The sequence below is a fragment of the Anabaena sp. PCC 7938 genome, from assembly GCF_049315035.1.
Classification (GTDB): domain Bacteria; phylum Cyanobacteriota; class Cyanobacteriia; order Cyanobacteriales; family Nostocaceae; genus Anabaena; species Anabaena cylindrica.
The window spans coordinates 338,867-355,219 of record NZ_CP186034.1 but is presented as its reverse complement, the minus strand read 5'-3'; the positions used below and the strand labels follow the sequence as shown (position 1 = coordinate 355,219).

At 39.5% G+C, this 16,353-nt stretch carries 17 protein-coding genes; 6 read left to right on the top strand and 11 right to left on the bottom strand.

Annotated elements, in window-relative coordinates; all coding sequences use genetic code 11:
• Positions 1–12: 12 nt before the first annotated feature.
• Entirely contained in the window at positions 13–273 is a 261-nt protein-coding gene (locus ACOWPH_RS01730; RefSeq protein ID WP_015213698.1) for a hypothetical protein, read from the top strand.
• 42 nt (positions 274–315) lie between these two features.
• Here the strand turns inward: ACOWPH_RS01730 and ACOWPH_RS01725 are convergent, their stop codons facing one another.
• Entirely contained in the window at positions 316–1,284 is a 969-nt protein-coding gene (locus ACOWPH_RS01725; RefSeq protein WP_015213697.1) for a glycosyltransferase, read from the bottom strand.
• 452 nt (positions 1,285–1,736) lie between these two features.
• Positions 1,737–3,074 (bottom strand): carboxyl-terminal processing protease CtpB, encoded by a 1,338-nt coding sequence (gene ctpB / locus ACOWPH_RS01720; RefSeq protein ID WP_015213696.1) that lies wholly within the window; start codon positions 3,072–3,074, stop codon positions 1,737–1,739.
• A 319-nt stretch (positions 3,075–3,393) separates the two neighbouring features.
• Here ctpB and ACOWPH_RS01715 point away from each other — a divergent pair, with 319 nt between their 5' ends.
• Both ACOWPH_RS01715 and ACOWPH_RS01710 read left to right on the top strand, forming a co-directional pair.
• Positions 3,394–4,149: a YdcF family protein gene (locus tag ACOWPH_RS01715; protein WP_015213695.1), complete on the top strand. Its 756-nt coding sequence runs from the start codon at positions 3,394–3,396 to the stop codon at positions 4,147–4,149.
• A gap of 18 nt (positions 4,150–4,167) precedes the next feature.
• Entirely contained in the window at positions 4,168–4,644 is a 477-nt protein-coding gene (locus ACOWPH_RS01710; protein ID WP_081593670.1) for a DUF2887 domain-containing protein, read from the top strand.
• A 148-nt stretch (positions 4,645–4,792) separates the two neighbouring features.
• Here the strand turns inward: ACOWPH_RS01710 and recJ are convergent, their stop codons facing one another.
• The 5 genes from recJ to def all read right to left on the bottom strand — a co-directional run bounded on the left by recJ (position 4,793) and on the right by def (position 10,417).
• The gene (gene recJ, locus ACOWPH_RS01705; protein ID WP_015213694.1) at positions 4,793–7,096 is read right to left on the bottom strand and encodes a single-stranded-DNA-specific exonuclease RecJ; all 2,304 of its coding nucleotides are present in this window, start codon (positions 7,094–7,096) and stop codon (positions 4,793–4,795) included.
• Positions 7,097–7,317: 221 nt separating this feature from the next.
• On the bottom strand, positions 7,318–7,959 hold the full coding sequence (locus ACOWPH_RS01700) for a GNAT family N-acetyltransferase (RefSeq protein WP_015213693.1): 642 nt from the start codon (positions 7,957–7,959) through the stop codon (positions 7,318–7,320).
• Between the two features lie 181 nt (positions 7,960–8,140).
• Positions 8,141–8,944 carry a PD-(D/E)XK nuclease family protein gene (locus tag ACOWPH_RS01695; RefSeq protein ID WP_015213692.1) on the bottom strand — a complete coding sequence of 268 codons (804 nt, stop codon included), beginning with the start codon at positions 8,942–8,944 and terminating at the stop codon, positions 8,141–8,143.
• Between the two features lie 689 nt (positions 8,945–9,633).
• On the bottom strand, positions 9,634–9,840 hold the full coding sequence (locus ACOWPH_RS01690; RefSeq protein ID WP_015213691.1) for a hypothetical protein: 207 nt from the start codon (positions 9,838–9,840) through the stop codon (positions 9,634–9,636).
• A 13-nt stretch (positions 9,841–9,853) separates the two neighbouring features.
• Positions 9,854–10,417, bottom strand: coding sequence for a peptide deformylase (gene def, locus ACOWPH_RS01685; RefSeq protein WP_015213690.1), 564 nt, complete (start codon positions 10,415–10,417; stop codon positions 9,854–9,856).
• Between the two features lie 239 nt (positions 10,418–10,656).
• On the opposite strand from def, the gene ACOWPH_RS01680 reads away from it, so the two are divergent.
• Positions 10,657–11,559 (top strand): cell division protein FtsX, encoded by a 903-nt coding sequence (locus tag ACOWPH_RS01680; protein WP_015213689.1) that lies wholly within the window; start codon positions 10,657–10,659, stop codon positions 11,557–11,559.
• 85 nt (positions 11,560–11,644) lie between these two features.
• Positions 11,645–12,463, top strand: coding sequence for a DUF3598 family protein (locus tag ACOWPH_RS01675; protein WP_015213688.1), 819 nt, complete (start codon positions 11,645–11,647; stop codon positions 12,461–12,463).
• A gap of 36 nt (positions 12,464–12,499) precedes the next feature.
• Here ACOWPH_RS01675 and aat read toward each other — a convergent pair whose 3' ends face one another.
• The gene (gene aat, locus ACOWPH_RS01670; protein ID WP_015213687.1) at positions 12,500–13,075 is read right to left on the bottom strand and encodes a leucyl/phenylalanyl-tRNA--protein transferase; all 576 of its coding nucleotides are present in this window, start codon (positions 13,073–13,075) and stop codon (positions 12,500–12,502) included.
• Positions 13,076–13,190: 115 nt separating this feature from the next.
• Here aat and ACOWPH_RS01665 point away from each other — a divergent pair, with 115 nt between their 5' ends.
• Positions 13,191–13,520, top strand: a complete 330-nt coding sequence (locus ACOWPH_RS01665) for a hypothetical protein (protein ID WP_015213686.1) — start codon at positions 13,191–13,193, stop codon at positions 13,518–13,520.
• Positions 13,521–13,585: 65 nt separating this feature from the next.
• Here the strand turns inward: ACOWPH_RS01665 and rpsN are convergent, their stop codons facing one another.
• The 3 genes from rpsN to rseP form a co-directional block, all read right to left on the bottom strand.
• The gene (rpsN, locus tag ACOWPH_RS01660; protein ID WP_015213685.1) at positions 13,586–13,888 is read right to left on the bottom strand and encodes a 30S ribosomal protein S14; all 303 of its coding nucleotides are present in this window, start codon (positions 13,886–13,888) and stop codon (positions 13,586–13,588) included.
• 151 nt (positions 13,889–14,039) lie between these two features.
• Positions 14,040–14,684, bottom strand: coding sequence for an endonuclease III (nth, locus tag ACOWPH_RS01655; RefSeq protein WP_015213684.1), 645 nt, complete (start codon positions 14,682–14,684; stop codon positions 14,040–14,042).
• A 359-nt stretch (positions 14,685–15,043) separates the two neighbouring features.
• Positions 15,044–16,144, bottom strand: coding sequence for an RIP metalloprotease RseP (gene rseP / locus ACOWPH_RS01650; RefSeq protein WP_015213682.1), 1,101 nt, complete (start codon positions 16,142–16,144; stop codon positions 15,044–15,046).
• Between the last annotated feature and the right edge of the window lie 209 nt (positions 16,145–16,353).

The following is a 16,353-nucleotide window of genomic DNA, read 5'->3' as shown; positions in this document are numbered from 1 at the left end:
AATACAGAAACTATGAAACTGATTAAGAAATCCGAAAAACTCCTTCTCGATAAAATCAAGAATATGGAGGAAGAAGAGCAAAATCTGCAAAAGGAATCTCTGTATTCTCCAGAAGCAATAATTGATGAAACAGCATTCACAAGTGAAGAAAATCAAGAACCTCAATATATCCCCTTGCGCGATAATCCAGTAGTTTACTCTATTGGCAACACAGGGTGGCAGGTTTCTGAGATTTGGAAAGATGTGAGATTAGATGATTTTTATGGTGGTTGAGCCGATTTTTTAAGCATCTCTGAACTTTCGAGTTGGAGACTATCACAACCATTCAATGATTTTGGCATTTTCTGGCAATTTTGCCTTTTTTTGTCCTTCAGAACGCGCTCTAGCGGTAAATAAACCAATGGGAGTTTCTAACAAATCTACAAGACTTGCTTTACCAATGATGTTGTTGAAACTTGTTTTTGGTACTTCTTTGAGTAACCAACGTAGCAGACGATAACCGTAGTCTTGAGGTGTCATTTCACGCATCAAGTCTACGCCATGTAGTTCATGTAAATAGCGATTAGAACGTCCGTAACGTCGCCATTGACTAGCTAATTCTTTAATTGTCAATCGGTGACGGTGTTGGACAATGGCATCTGGAGCAAATTCTAAACTGCCAAGATTAGCTTTGAGAATACGCCAACAAATATCTGCATCTCCACCAGTGGTGAGATAGGGACGAAATAAACCTGCTGTGGTGAAGAGGTGACGACGAATTGCTAAATTTGCAGTTTGACCGTAAGGACAAAATTTATGGGCTAGGGTATGTTTTTGAGATAAGGTTTCTTGCTTGTCTGCGTGTTGTTCAAGCAGGGTTTTACCTGGTAGTGCCAAAATTTCACCAGCGACAATTACGACTTCTGGGTTAATGAAAGGCTGAATTAATGAATTTAACCATTGGGGTTGGGGACGACAATCTGCATCGGTAAAAGCGATAATTTCACCTACTGCGGTTCTAATACCTGTGTTGCGTGCGGCGTAAGAACTTTGAATTTTGTTTTCACTTAAGGGCAGGATAGTGATGGGGGAATTTTCAGCAGTTGCTTTGATAATGGAGAGAGTGCGATCGCTACTATTATTATCCACTAGCAAATACTCTACTTGGTCTTGGGGATAATTTTGCGACAACAGACAATTAAGCAAGTCTGGTAAATCTGCCTCACCATTATAAATAGGTATTACCACCGAAACCTTTGGGAGTAAGCTTTGACTGGTATTTGCCTCAACTGGCTGATGACTCATAAATCTGAATTTTTCTGGCTGATATCAATAAATATACAGCAGGAGTTTGGAGTTCGGAGTTCGGAGTTCGGAGTCAGGAGTCAGGATTCAGGAGTAAAACCCTGTTGTAGATGGAGTTTCATTAATATAATTGACCTGAGTTCGACATAAGATAATTTGTGGAAAACTCCCCCCCAGTAAGAGTCTCAAACCCTTATTCTCTCGCTCTTAAAAATCATAACTCCGTTCGCGTAGCGTCTCCGTTCGGCGAAGCCGTACCGTAGGCATAGGAGAAACTCCGAACTCCGAACTCCGAACTCAGGTTACTTGATGTCCTAACCTCCTTGTATGCTGCTATACGTTAGCGAAGTGAGTATTTTAAATTGCAGATTGTTTAATCTAAAATCCCACCCTGTATTGCCAGAGTGGGAGGAGATTAATCACAAAAATACATGAACATCTAACAACGAAGCTTAAAATTTCAAGTCTTCGGCACGAACGCTCAGAGGCTGTGAGTTAGGAATTACAAGGGGTTGAGCAAATTTGCTATTAGACAGAACTGCGATCGCACGGGCATATTGTGGATCACTCAAAGTCCCGATTAAATCTGGATTAGAAGCCAACTGAAGCTCTTGTGCTTCTGTCAAATCTAGTTGAATATCAGGAGTAATCCCCTTATGGTTAATATCTGTACCTTTAGGAGTGTAGTAGTGAGCAATGGTAACTGCTAACCCAGAACCATTTGTCAGTTCATGGACTGATTGCACCAAAGCTTTACCGAAGGTTTGACTACCAACAACAACCGCCCGTTTATTATCCTTGAGTGCGCCGGTGAGAATCTCGCTGGCACTAGCAGAATTACCGTCTACTAACACGGCTAAGGGTCGATTTGTCAAGGCTGTACGATTGGCTTTAGTTTCTTCGCTACCTCCCACACGGTCTACAGTCTTGACAATTGCACCATTGTCATACCACATCCGCGCAATTTCTATGCTTGCTTGCAACAAACCGCCGGGATTTCCTCGCAAATCCAAAACATAGGAATCGACTTTTTGACCGTTTAAGTCACGAATAGCCCGACGCATTTGATCAGCTGCATGGGCGCTAAACTCCCTTAAACGAATATAGCCAACCCGACGACCACCTTCTTGCTTGAGGGTATAACGCACTGTGGGGACTTCTATAGTTGCCCTTGTCAGCTTCAAATCAAATTCATTTTTTCCCGTTCTTCCCAGCCGCAAGGTGATAGCAGTACCAGCTTTCCCTCGAATCAAGTTAGATGCATCATCTACTTTCATCTTGAGAGTTGGTTTACCGTCAATTGCCAGAATCTCATCACCTGTTTTTATCCCTGCTTTGAGTGCGGGGGAATTTTCTATAGCTTCAACAACGGTCAATCGCTTGGTTTTTTCGTTTACTTCCATGCGAATACCAATTCCAGAAACTTCCCCTGATGTTTGACTGGTAAGGGTTTCAAACTGTTTGGGGTCCATAAACCGCGTGTAGGGATCTCCCAGTTTTTGCAGGGCTTCGCGGATGGCTACATAAGCTTGTTCATTGGAAGTATAGTCTTTATTTAACAGGCTCTGCCTAGTTGCTAGCCAATCTTGTTGATTAAATTTGCCATCAACATATTCACGATTCACCAGTTGCCATACCTGGTCAACTAACGCCTTGGGACTATCTTGTAGAGCCGCGTGAACGCACCTCGTCCAAGCTTGAGCAAATACAGATATTGTAGCAGTCGTAGCGATCGCTCCACCAATCAAGGCTACTTGGAGCGGTGAGTGACGTTTCGCAGATTGGTTCATGTATATTCAGATGGAATAGTTGGGTTATTGACAGTTTAGCAATCAGGCTTTCCTGATATTTTTAAGTTTTTATATCCTCATCTTCAGCTATGCTTAATTCATCATTTTTTTCCTTGTAAATGATGTGGAAATTACTGTCTTTTTACTAAGAATAATCTCTTGGATTTTTCTATTTTTACGTAAAAACAACCACAGGATGAATGTGACACTAGTCACAAGACCATCTTTACACCCTAAATTCTTTTTCTAAGATAGCACTTTGTTGACTTGATGGCAGTATTTATCAATATTAGACAACAAAGCTTTTATTTTCTATGTTATGAATCACAAATCTATCATCAATTCATCAATTTACTTGAAGAACAGATTGAGAAAATTTAGGCGGTTGTTACAAAGTATTGCTGTTGCTTTGTGCTTGATCTTGGGTATTTGGTTGACTTTCACTACTATAACCTTAGTTTCTGCTTCCTCACAGCCGATAGATGCTTTTTTGGTGCTGGGGGGCAGCATTCGCAGGGAGATTTATGTAGCCCAACTAGCAAAACAGTATCCCCAAATCCCGATCTTAATTTCTCATGGTTCACTAGATCCCTGTATTTTGCTGATTTTTCAGCGGGAAGCGGCAGATTTAGAAAAAGTCTGGTTGGAGAATTGCGCTAATTCCACCTTTGAGAATTTTTATTATGGCATACCAATTTTGAGAAGTTGGGGAGTAAGAAAAGTAAAATTGATTACTTCAGGTACGCATATTTTCCGAGCCAAGTTGATGGCACAGATTATCTTAGGCGCTCATGGCATTTGGGTAGAACCAGAAGCAGTTAAGGAAATTGGTATTCCTGGTAATCGAGAATCTTGGATAAAAACCATATTAGATGTTATTCGTAGTTTGTTTTGGGCGCTGTTCAGTCAAGTCATTCAGCCTCAATGCTCACAGGTAACAAAACTAGTAGATGTAGATATACAAGCTTGGCAGCAGCGTGGTTTTCAGTGTGAACATCAGGGGAATGTGGGGGAAAATCTCCCCAGCGTTTTATTTGAACTGCTGGAAAAACCTCCCCAACCCTCCCCTTGGTAAGGGCTACGGTGTACACACATCTCTAGACAGGATGCTAAACGTGATCCTGGTATTCCCTTTGCATATCAAACTTCACTAGCTGCGGGAAAAATTCATGTAGTTTATTTAGATGAAATCACAGATACATCATCTTCAATTGGTTTAGGAATTATTCAATTAGTAGTTGCACCAGAAGATGAAGCAGTACAAACAGCAAGAAGTTTAGTTAATTTAGTACAACAAGCAGATGCGGCCAACGGTCGTTATCTTTTAGAATTAGTAGAAATAATGCTCATTTACAAGTTTTCCACCTATAGCCGTCAGGAGTTAGAAACGATGTTTGGATTAACAGAATGGCGACAAACTCGATTTTATCAAGAAGTGCAGGAAGAAACTGAGCTAAAAACTAAACTAGAAACGATACCTCGTCTTTTGAAAATGGGGTTGAGTGTAGAACAAATTGCGGAAGCACTAGAATTAAACATCGAAGTAGTACGACAAGCTATGGAAAAGTAAAATCCAGAAGAATATCAATAACGCTATTCAAGCGATTGCTATTTTCCGATTTGGAAAGTGGTTAGGGTAATTACTAGCGATTTTTAAAGAAGTGTTAACCATAACTGCAAATATTACAGGTAGGTGAATTTATTGTATCTTGCTATTCTCAAAGGAGACTATCAAAGGTGATCATCGCTTGAATAATAGATAAAGGTACGTTGGTAAAATATTCTTGTTGAAATTGTTCTTCGCGGACTGCGGCTAGAAATTGGTTAATCACAGTATCAGCATTGGTTTCGTTACTCGTTTCTGCATTCCAGGTAATTTGCAAAGAACGATCTTGTCGTTGAACTGTAAATCCTAAATACTTTAAAGCTTGAAATCCTAAATGTAAACTCTTATCGCTGATACCCAGTTTTTCTAAAAGTTGGATGCGAGTAACAGGTTGATTTGTACGACTGAGGTATTTAGCAATTCCTACTAAAGTGAACCAGATATCTTTGGGTTCAGAGTTTTGAGGTTTTGACCAAGCTAAGGCTAGTTGTTGCTGATTATAAAGTGACTTTCTAAACCATGCGCGTAAATCATCCCAACTTGTTGGAATATGTGGAATCTTCAGGACTGAGTTTTTCTCGGAATAGTCCTGATTTCGCCAGTCTAGAATCATCGCTAAGTTTTGAGTTTTTACTTCTGCTTCAACACTGGGACGGACAGCAACTAATCTAATTTCATAGCGTTTTTTATAGCTGTTGTAATCTATTTCGGCAATACAATCACATCTACCTAGAGGTAATTCATCTTTATAGTGTCCCCACCAAATACCAGGAAAAGGGTTGTGAGTAGAATCATCCCGAATATCAAACTCTGTTTTAATATACTGTATTTTTTTACCCTGTAAATCTTGCTGATTGCGATGCCAAGAATTTTCAAACCAACAATTTTTAATTAATAGTTTGGGAATTGGATTTCCCATTCCGCATGGTTCTAAAACTTTGAGTTCTAAAAATAATTCTTTTCCTAAATCTGCAACTTTTACTTCTAAATCTGCTGTTACTGTGGGTGCGAGATTCATTCCTCCTAAAGATTGCCGTAATTTTTGGTTAATTGCATCTGTAAATAAAGGAATATTTTCAACTAATAAACTTAAACCTGCTGCAAAGGGATGTCCACCAAAACGATGTAATAAATGTGCTTGTTCTTTAACTAGTTGATATAAATCTACGGCATTAATTGAACGAGCCGAACCCCGTGCAAAAATTGGCTGGGATTCTCCACTTTCTGTACTTAATAAAATCGTGGGACGACCAGTTTCTTGGGCAACTTGACCTGCAACTAAACCTAAAACACCACTAGGCCATTGAGGGTCTTCTAAAACAATTACACTAGTAGTTGATAAATCTAATTGTGAGAGTTTTTTAAATACTTGATTCTGTACATCTTTCTGTAATGACTTGCGTCGGCTGTTAGCTAATTCTGTTTCTTCTGCCAGTTGCTGGCAACGTTGAATATCCCGACTTGTTAGTAATTCTACGCAGAATGTAGCATCACCATGAATGCGACTAACGGCGTTAATACGGGGGCCAAGACCGAAAGAAATATCTGTGGGGCGATCGCCATTTTTCTGGCATAATTCCAATAATCGCCCTACTCCTGGTCTTCTTCGTTCTGTAACTGGTTTTTTATAATCTGCTTGGAGTTGTTGAATCCCTAACTGGGCTAAATAACGACAATCACCACTTAACTGCACTAAATCGGCAATTAATCCGACTGCAACTAAATCTAATAAATCAGTTAATGGATGCTGCGGTATATCAGGTAAAGTTTCATACAGTGCTTCTACCAATTTATAAGCCACCGCAACCCCAGAAAGATGAAATAAAGGATGTTCTTTTGGTAAATAACGTGGGTTGATAATTGCACTGACTGGAGGACGTTCGAGGGGTAAGGTATGATGGTCTGTAACGATGACATCTATACCTAATTGTTGAGCATAAATAATTTCATCAATATTTGTGCTGCCAGTATCACAAGTTACGATTAATTTGCAACCTTGTTCAGCTAAATTATCAATTCCTGCTTGATTCAGTCCGTGAGATTCTTTTAAGCGATTAGGAATGTAATAAGTTAATTGCTTATTTTGAATAAAAAATTGTCCTAAACCATCCCACAATACAGAAGTCGAAGTAATACCGTCTGCGTCAAAGTCTCCCCAAATAGCAACTTTTTCACCTTTTTCTCCTGCATCTTTAAGGCGTTTTACTGCCAAATGCATTTCTGTTCCAAATTCAAAGGGACTAGCTGGTTGATATTTTTGAAAATTAGCAAATGCGGCTAATTGTAATTCATTTTTTATCCCTCTTTGCCAAAGCAATTGGGCGGCAAAAACTCCACTTGACAGAGGTGTGTATTGTTTCACTGCTTGAATGAAGCACGAAGGGGGTTGTTCAGTTGCTGTTAAAATCCACTGCATTTAATTAAAAAAATTAAAAGGTAATATAGCAATCTTATTTGAGTTGTGTTCACGTAGTGTGCCGGAGGCATCACGGTATTTGTTAACAAACCGCAGAGACGCAGAGAACGCAGAGGAAGACAAAAAAGGGGTGTTCACATCTTAATTTATGATCATTCTAGGTAATTGGTAATAGGTAATTAGTGATTCTCCACATTTGCTTTCTCACTCCTAACCAAAAATCATTCATCATTAATGATTAAATCTGTTGGTAATTCATTCACCAAGGGATTGATAGCTACTTCACCAGGTATTCCTTCTGATTTACGAGAACGAACAGTAGGACGTGTGCGCCTATAACCGGCTCTTTCTGCTTTTTGATGTTCATAATCTATCAGTCTGCCATAATATGGATGCTTACTCAAATTCATTGATAAGAATATATGTTGGCGGATGTTACCAAAGCCTTTACGGTTGAAAAATTTCACTGCTGGTATATTCGTAGGATCTGTATCTACTAACATAAACCGCGCTCCATCTTCAATCATTCGTGCTACAACTTTATCAACTAATTTATCTGCTACTCCCTGACGTTGAAATTTGGGATTTACTCCTAACCACAAAATGTAGCCATAAGTCCAAGATGATTTACTAATAATTGTTCCTAAAATAAATCCTGCTAGTTCGCTATCTGTTTCTGCAATGATGCAATATTCTGGATCTGTGTTATAAAGTCCAATCACTTCCCATTCATCCCAGGTGCGGTATAAATAAGGATATAAATCACTGGTAAATAGCTCTTCACCTAAGTGATAAACTGGAGCTATATCATCAATTCCTATTTCACGGACATAAATTGTGTCAGTTTCATCAAAGGCTTTCATATTTATTGCTGATGTTGTAATTAATAATAATTTAAATGAAAATCTAAAGTTAGATGCAATATACAGAATACAGAATGTTTGATATATCAGGGAACAGAAGAGAAAAATATTCTTCTTATTTCTTCCTCCTTATTTCTTCTTTCTCCTGACTCCTGACTCCTGACTCCTGACACCTAAATTCTTACATTGATACTTCTTGGATCTGATCAATATTTGGTAAATTGTTAGAATTTATTGCTAATGGATTATTTGTTTGATTGTAACAAAGGAAAGCATATTGACAAGTTTCACAAGATTTTTTAGACGCTGGTTTGTGGGGAAATGGCTGATTTTGGTGATATTGTTCTAACCAATTGGTTAAATTATTCAATAGTTGATTTAATTCTTGTTGTGTTTGTTGGTGTTGTTGAGTGTCGTAGTTAAACTGAATACTTTTAGGTTTGCCCTGAGTTTGAACAAACCAATAAGTCATGGATATATTTTCGGGTAAATATTCACTAGTTTCTGCTAGAACATACATATAAAGACGTGTTTGCCAATTTTTAGCTAAGGAACTTTTATTTGGTGGTTGGGGATAGGTTTTCCAATCGAAAATTTGTGCTTTTTGATTATCTGCAATTAATAAATCATAGATAACTGTAAATAGGTAATCTTGAATTTGCAAAATCCGATAGTGTTCACTGTCGTGGAAAGTTTGGTTATCAATATCAGGTGTTAATATTTCTGGCGCAACTTTGGCAAAAGATGTCATCCATTTTTGCAGTTGAGTGTCTGTTTGGAGAAAGTTATTAATTGGTAAACCCATTTCTTGCTGCTGCATGAGTAAGTGAAAACGACTACCCAAAGTTTGATATTCTTCTTGTTGGGGGTCAGTGGGTGCGGTAATCTGTTCTAAATAGGTATGCTGGAATTTACGAGGACAAGCTGCGAGTAGGTTGAGATGTCCTTGAGAGAGTCTGAGTAGATGGGTAGAAGTCTGTTGCATTCTTCTATTGGGGAAATCGGGAAGCGATCGCAAAATTTTCAATCTATTTACAGCATAATTCAGGAATCAGCAGTAGTGAGAGCGTATTGCAATATACGTCTACCTTGTGTCTGGCGTTGAATTTAGATTATGTACGTCATTTATCCGCTATCTGCTGTGAATGAATTAATACAAAGGCAAAAAATAAAAGGTAAAAGGGTGAAGTGTAAATTTTTCTTTCATCCTCTTACCTTTTTTATGTACCTGATGCTTATTTAATGTTAGCTGTTCTACAGCAATTGCACAAAACTAAACAAGGTATAACATTGCTAGGATTTCTTTCTGCTTCATGCTGCTAGTGTGGATAACCACCAGTTTATCGTAATTGTACTGTTGAAATTGTGAGCAACTTGACTGCTCTATTCCATTATTTTCACCACACATGAAGGTGTTTTAAGTTCTCAACAGCCTGGAAATAGGTGGGCTACTCTGAAAAGTTTTGTACTGAATCTCAAGCTTTGATTTTGATTTGCTTGGTTTTTGCTTTAGGGAACACCAGAAAATAAATTATTCAATCTTGTGGGATGGGCATCCTGCCCGTCTTTGATAATTTGCGGGCTTTTCGGCCCGCACCACAAGAAATTTTTGTGCATTTTTTTATTTGGAAGTCCCTTATCAAAAGTATAACAACTTTGTGTTTGCCTAACTATTTAGTTGGAGTTGTTAGCCCGCGCATCCCTGACTGCGGCAATAAAAAATAATACGGTGAGAGGAATGCTCAAAGCTAAGATAATGGCTGTGGTTGGGACACCTAAATCTGGTTGTCCAGAACTGAGTTCAAATACAGAACCGACTGCTGCGATCGCAGTAAAACAAGAACCACCTAAAAATAAACCGCTTTTTGGAGTTAAATACACGCTCTAGATCACCCTATACGACTGGTTTTACCGTTTGATACGAGAAGCCATTTTTAGATAACTCCTGTGCCAAAGTCAAGGAATTTTCTACACGATCTACAAATACCACACCGTTGAGGTGATCCATTTCGTGTAAAATACATCTTCCGAGTAAGTCACCAGCTTTTAATGTTTTGGGACGACCATATTCGTCTTTATAGGCGATTTCTACTACTTGGGGGCGTTTCACATCTAAATAAACTTTAGGGATGCTTAAACACCCTTCTTGAGCTATGCAGAGTTCACTGCTAACCTGCTTAATAACGGGATTGATTAATACTAGTGGAGGTGTATTTGGTTTGTCTGGTTCACAATCAATGACAATGAGTTGTTTATTAATTCCCACTTGAGGGGCTGCCAAACCGATGCCATCTTCGCTGTACATAGTTTGCAGCATTTCCCGCACCAGTTGGCGAAGTTCATCATCTATTTTTGTCACACGCTTTGCGGGTTGACGCAAAACGCGATCGCCTAAATAATGAAGCTTCAAAGGTGGATTTTTTAACTTTTTCTTCTCTACAGCTATATCAGAGGGCATGATTCTCGTGGCTTAATAGTGAATGTCTTACTATTCAATTCTATCGTTAGGTGACAGGAAATAGGTGACAGGTGACAGTTAAGAGGAAATAGGTGACAGGTGACAGGTGACAGGTGACAGTTAAGAGGGAATAGGGAACAGGGAATAGGAAATAATGATTTAATTGTCAATTACCAATTACCAATCATCAATCATCAATCGCCAATCATCAACTACCAACTACCAATTACCAATTTTCGATGTTTAAATTTTTCACCAAACTAGACTATCTGCTGAAAGAAACTTTCCTGGGGTTGCTGCGCGGGGGATGGATGAATTGGGCAGCAGTGAGTACTGTGACAGTGTTACTATTTCTATTCGGCTTAAGTCTACAAACCTCTTGGCAAGTGGAAAGACTTCTCAATCAGTTCGGTAGTCAGTTGGAATTATCGGTTTATCTAGAATCTGGTATTCAAGCGGTTAATATTGAACCATTAATAGCGCAAATGCCGGAAGTAGCGACGGTGCAAGTAATTACCAAAGAACAAGCTTGGACGAAGCTAGTTAAGGATTTGGGAATTGCTGATATTGATGGTGCTACCCAGCAATTAGGAGATAATCCGCTAGTTGATGAAATGAAAGTAAAAGCTTTGAATCCGCAAGTTGTGCCGAGTTTAGCGACACAGTTAGCTAAGTTTCAGGGAGTTGATGTGGTGCAGTATGTAGACGAAGCCGTAAAACGCATTGCTCAGTTGCACCGGGGGCTAAATTGGATTACTTTAACAATTACTATAATTTTGACTTCAACTGCGATCGCTGTGACAACAACCACAATAGGCTTGATCGTCATGGCACGACGACGAGAAATTGAAATTATGCAACTAGTGGGTGCAACTTCGGCTTGGATTTACCTACCATTTATTTTACAGGGAATTTCCTTTGGTTTAGTTGGTGGTGCGATCGCTTGGAGTTTTATTTCCCTCACCCAACAATTTATTAATCGCTTACTAGCCAATCAACCTGAATTTATTCAATTTATTAGCAACGGTTTACAACTAACTGTTTCTCAAACCTTATTATTGCCTTTGATTCTCTTAGGATTTGGTGCAGCTGTCGGCTTAATAGGTAGCTTATTCGCTGTCCGCAGGTTTGCTAAGAGTTGAAATAATTCGTAATTCGTAATTCGTAATTCGTGATTCGTAATTCGTAATATTGCCTCTGGTCTGGTTAAATTATAGGACTTACTTTATGACATCACAATGGGAATGCTTGCTGCAAAATCTCGGTGAATGGCAAGGTTCATTTGCTCGTTATTCACCTCAAGGGGAACTATTAGCAAATATCCCTAGTGTAGTTTCCTTGGCAGGGTTAAACAATAATCAGACTATTCACCAGGTTGTCAGCCGTCAAGGACAAGAAGATTTAATTTTAGAATACAGTTCCCTGGCGCAGAGTACGTTGTTTTTTGAAAATGGCGCTTTTTCCCAAGGTTCGATTCAACTAGCGCCATTTACAGAATTTGGGGCTGAACTCGGTTTAATTTATGAAAATCGCCGTTTACGCCTGGTGCAATTATTTAATAAAAATGGCCAGTTAGATAAAATAACCTTGATTCGTGAATATCTAGGGGGAACTCAACCACCAGTAGAAAAACCCACCTTACAAATAGATGACTTGTTGGGAGAATGGCAAGGTGAAGCAGTAACTATTTATCCAGATTTGCAAAAGCCCAATACCTACTCTACAACCCTGCAACTACAATTGGATGCCGCAGGAAAATTAATTCAAAATACCAGTTTTAATGGTCGCACAATCACCTCCACCGCTACTATAAAAGATTCAATAATCATCTTTGATCAAAATCCCCAAAAGCAGGTACAAGTTTTACTCTTACCTGATGGCGCTTCTGCAACTTCCCCCTTACAAGTGCAGTTACGTCAACCGTTATTTTTAGAGGTAGGGTGGCTGATTAAACCAAATTTACGCCAACGCTTAATTCGTAGCTATGACGATAAAGGTGCATGGGTTAGCCTTACCCTAGTCACAGAAAATCGCTCAAACTTCTGAGTTGAGAATTAACACAATTCTCCCACCTCTTCATACTCACTTTAGGGAACAAGGAAGTTGTAAAGCTTGCTGAAGCAAAATATCATATTCTTTATTATTGATAGGATAAGCGCCAAATCTGGCTAAATGGGGATTCATCATTTGCGCGTCAAACAGCATAAATTTCCTTTGGCGCAACCTTTCTACCAATTTCACCATTGCTACTTTAGAACCTTCAGGAATGCGGTAGAACATTGATTCACCAATGAAAACACCACCAATCACAATTCCTAAAATTCCCCCCGCCAGTTGATCACCTTGCCAAGTTTCAAAACTATAAGCATAACCTGTCTGGTAAAGTAACCAGTAAATCTTTTGTAATTCTGGAGAAATCCAAGTTGTTTCACGGTTAGCACAACCAGCAACCACGCCAAGAAAGTCGCGGTTAATAGCTACTGTAAACCTGTTTTGGTTGAGAACACGCTGTAAGGACTTGGGGTAGCGAAATTTTTCATCCAAAGGAATTAAAGTTCTTTCCTTACTTCCATACCATCCCAGTCCATTGCTCTCGTCAGCCATGAGAAAATAACCTTGAGCATAACCTCGAATAATAGCGGCGACATCATATTGCATAGTTCAGCAAATCATCAAAAAAAGCCTCAGACGAAAGCACCTTGCTATTATCAGCAAGATTCTAAGTTCTTCTGAGATTACCTTGGTAAACAAAATCTATTTAAGATATACAAAGATGACTGAGCCAATTTCGTCCATTACTTTACCACCGTCTGAGAATCCCCAGATGGAAGGTGAATGGTTGCAAAAGCGACTGCTGCGGTGGCTAGATGCTGAATTTCTTCCTGAATTAATTAATCAAAAAATCGCTCAACGCGCAGCACAGATTTTTGTGCGACAACGTATGGAAGGAGAAAACGACTTGGGATCTCTGGTAATTGCTATTGTTACAGAGATGCAGGCATTCGATTTTTCCAAAAGCTTTTATGGAGAATTTGCGATCGCCAACGCCGTTAGCGATCTACTCTTAGAAAGCCTGGGAATTGATCGTTGTTGTGGTCAATGATTATCTTGGTCATTGGTCATTGGTCATTGGTTTAGAGTAAATGACTAATGACTACTGACCATTGATTACCAGCTAGACTTAACAACACCAGGTAAAAGCCCTTGGTGCGCCCATTCCCGCAGTACGTTCCGAGACAGCCCAAAATCACGATATACGGCTCTAGGACGACCTGTAACCCAGCAACGATTACGGCGACGGCTAGGCGCACTGTTACGAGGTAGTTGTTGAATTTTGCGGTGGATTTCCAGCTTATCTAGGGGAGATTCCGCACTTTTGAACTCGTCTAATAGTGCTTCCCGTTTGTCAGCATACTTTTCCACCATCTTGGCGCGTTTTTTCTCGCGCTCAATCATGCTCTTTTTTGCCATGAATTCCCTAATCTAGTTAAAGACACCATTCCCCATCATACAATGTCCATGACAATTATAGGGAAATTGCTCAGAAGGAGTCAGGAGTTCGGAGTTCGGAGACGCTACGCAGACCGGCGGTTTTGTATCCTGAATCCTTATGTGTATAAAATTATAACTTCCTAGCACATAAATCAGCCAATTCACAAACATTACAACCAGGAGAACGAGCCTTACACACAGCCCGTCCATGATAAATTAAACGAATTGACCAATTTTCCCAATCTGGTTGGGGTAATAACTTCATTAAATCTTTTTCAATACCAACAGGTTCAGTATTTGTAGTCAATCCTAAACGCTGGCTTAATCGCTTTACGTGTGTATCTACTGTCACCCCAGCATTGATGCCATAGGCATGAGCTAAGACTACATTTGCAGTTTTCCGTGCTACTCCTGGAAGTTTTAAAAGTTGTTCCATTTGATTAGGAACAATAGAGTTAAAATCATTCACAATCATCCGACAAGCGCCTTGAATATTCTTGGCTTTATTGTGATAAAATCCAGTCGAACGAACTAATTCTTCTAACTCTAATAAATCTGCTTTAGCTAAATTTTCCGCATCAGGAAATCTCCCAAATAATGCTGGCGTAACTTTATTTACGCGTTCATCTGTACATTGAGCGGAGAGAATAGTGGCGACTAATAATTGTACAGGAGTTGAATAGTCTAAAGAGCAAGTGGCATCTGGATAAAGATGCTGGAGACGAGAAAGAATTTCTAAAGCGCGTTGCTTTTTTGATAATGATTTACGAGTCAAGTAATTTTAGATTTTAAATTTACGATTTTGGATTTATTTTGTAGTTTTTCTCGTTCTCTTATTCTATAATCTGCCTGGTAGGATATAGCGGTATGCACTTGAATGAAATACATCATAGCCCCTCATCGCTTGCGGGGAGGGGGTTGGGGGTGGGGTTCTTGTATCTCACTCAACCGAGAACCGCTATAGTGGAGGCAGAGCCTCAATAATAGCATTCCCAGCCGGAGACTGGGAACGAGATAAACGAGAGGTTGAGAATTTCTGGAATCACAGTTACTGGAACAATTTTAGGATAGTTGAGGCAGAGCCTCAGTCATGGCATTCCCAGCCGGAGACTGGGAAACGAGATCTAATCACAGTTACTGGAACAATTTTTGTACCCAATCTAACTGGGATGTTAACTGAGTTGTTTCTTTAACAATTAGGAAAATACCTAATCCTAAGAGTAACACTAAACCAGTTTGCATCACACCTTCTTGAATTTTCATAGGTAAAGGCTTACCGCGTAAACCTTCAATGAGCAGAAAAGCCAGTTGTCCACCGTCTAAGGCTGGTAGAGGTAAAATATTGATAACTGCTAAGTTAATGCTGATAATTGCCGCAAAAGAAAACAAATTAGCAAGATTGTCAGCAGCTAATTTTGCGCCTATTTTGACAATATTCACTGGGCCGGAAACTTGCCCAACGGTTTGTTGAAAGTTGGTAGCTAATTGTCCAAAGCCTTTGAGTGTACCCACCAATAATTGTTGAAACCGATTAGCGGCAACGGTGAATATCTCCCCAGGATTTTGAGGACGACGATAAACTGCTTTGCCATTGGGGCCTAGTTCAATACCTACTAAGCCTTTACCGTCAGCACCTTCTTGAGGAGTTAATTTCAGGGGGATTTGTTGGTTTTTTTGCTGAACTTTCAGATCAATTTGCTGATTTGGATGGGTTTGAATTTCTTTGGTGAGCAACAGAGTTGAACTGCTATCAGCTGTGAGTTCCTGACCATTAACTGCCAGTATAATGTCTCCTTCTCTCAGACCGGCTTGGTAAGCGATAGATTGTTCATTGACTGGTTTGACAATTACACCTGGTTGATACTTAAATTCTTGTGGTATGCCAACGATACCCAATTGCAGAGCCAGCATTAAATAGGCAAATATGAGATTTGCTATTACTCCAGCACTAATGACGATTGCTCGGTCTAAAACTGGACGGTTCCGCAGCAGATTTGGGTCGTTGGGTGGAATTTGGCTATCAGGATCGTCATCAGGGAAGCCGACAAAGCCACCTAGAGGGAAAGCGCGGATAGTATATTCCGTTTGTGATCCTTGGTACTTTAAAAGAATCGGGCCAAAACCCAAGGAAAAGCGGTTGACGTAAATGCCTTGAGAACGGGCAGCTATAAAGTGTCCAAACTCATGTACCAAAATCAAAATAGCCAAAACTGCGATCGCTGCTAAAACTGACATAGAGCAAATTAATCAAAATACTGACATATATCTTCTTATTGTAGTTTGGGAATGGGCGTAGAGGGATGAACTATCCGACAATATCAGCGCTGTCTGGGGTGGTTTGGAGTCTACGACAACATCTGAACGCGAAATATATAATTTCTAGACTAGGCTTTTAGTGTACTTGCATGGGATGATCTCTATTTTGAGATTATTCAAACCAGACT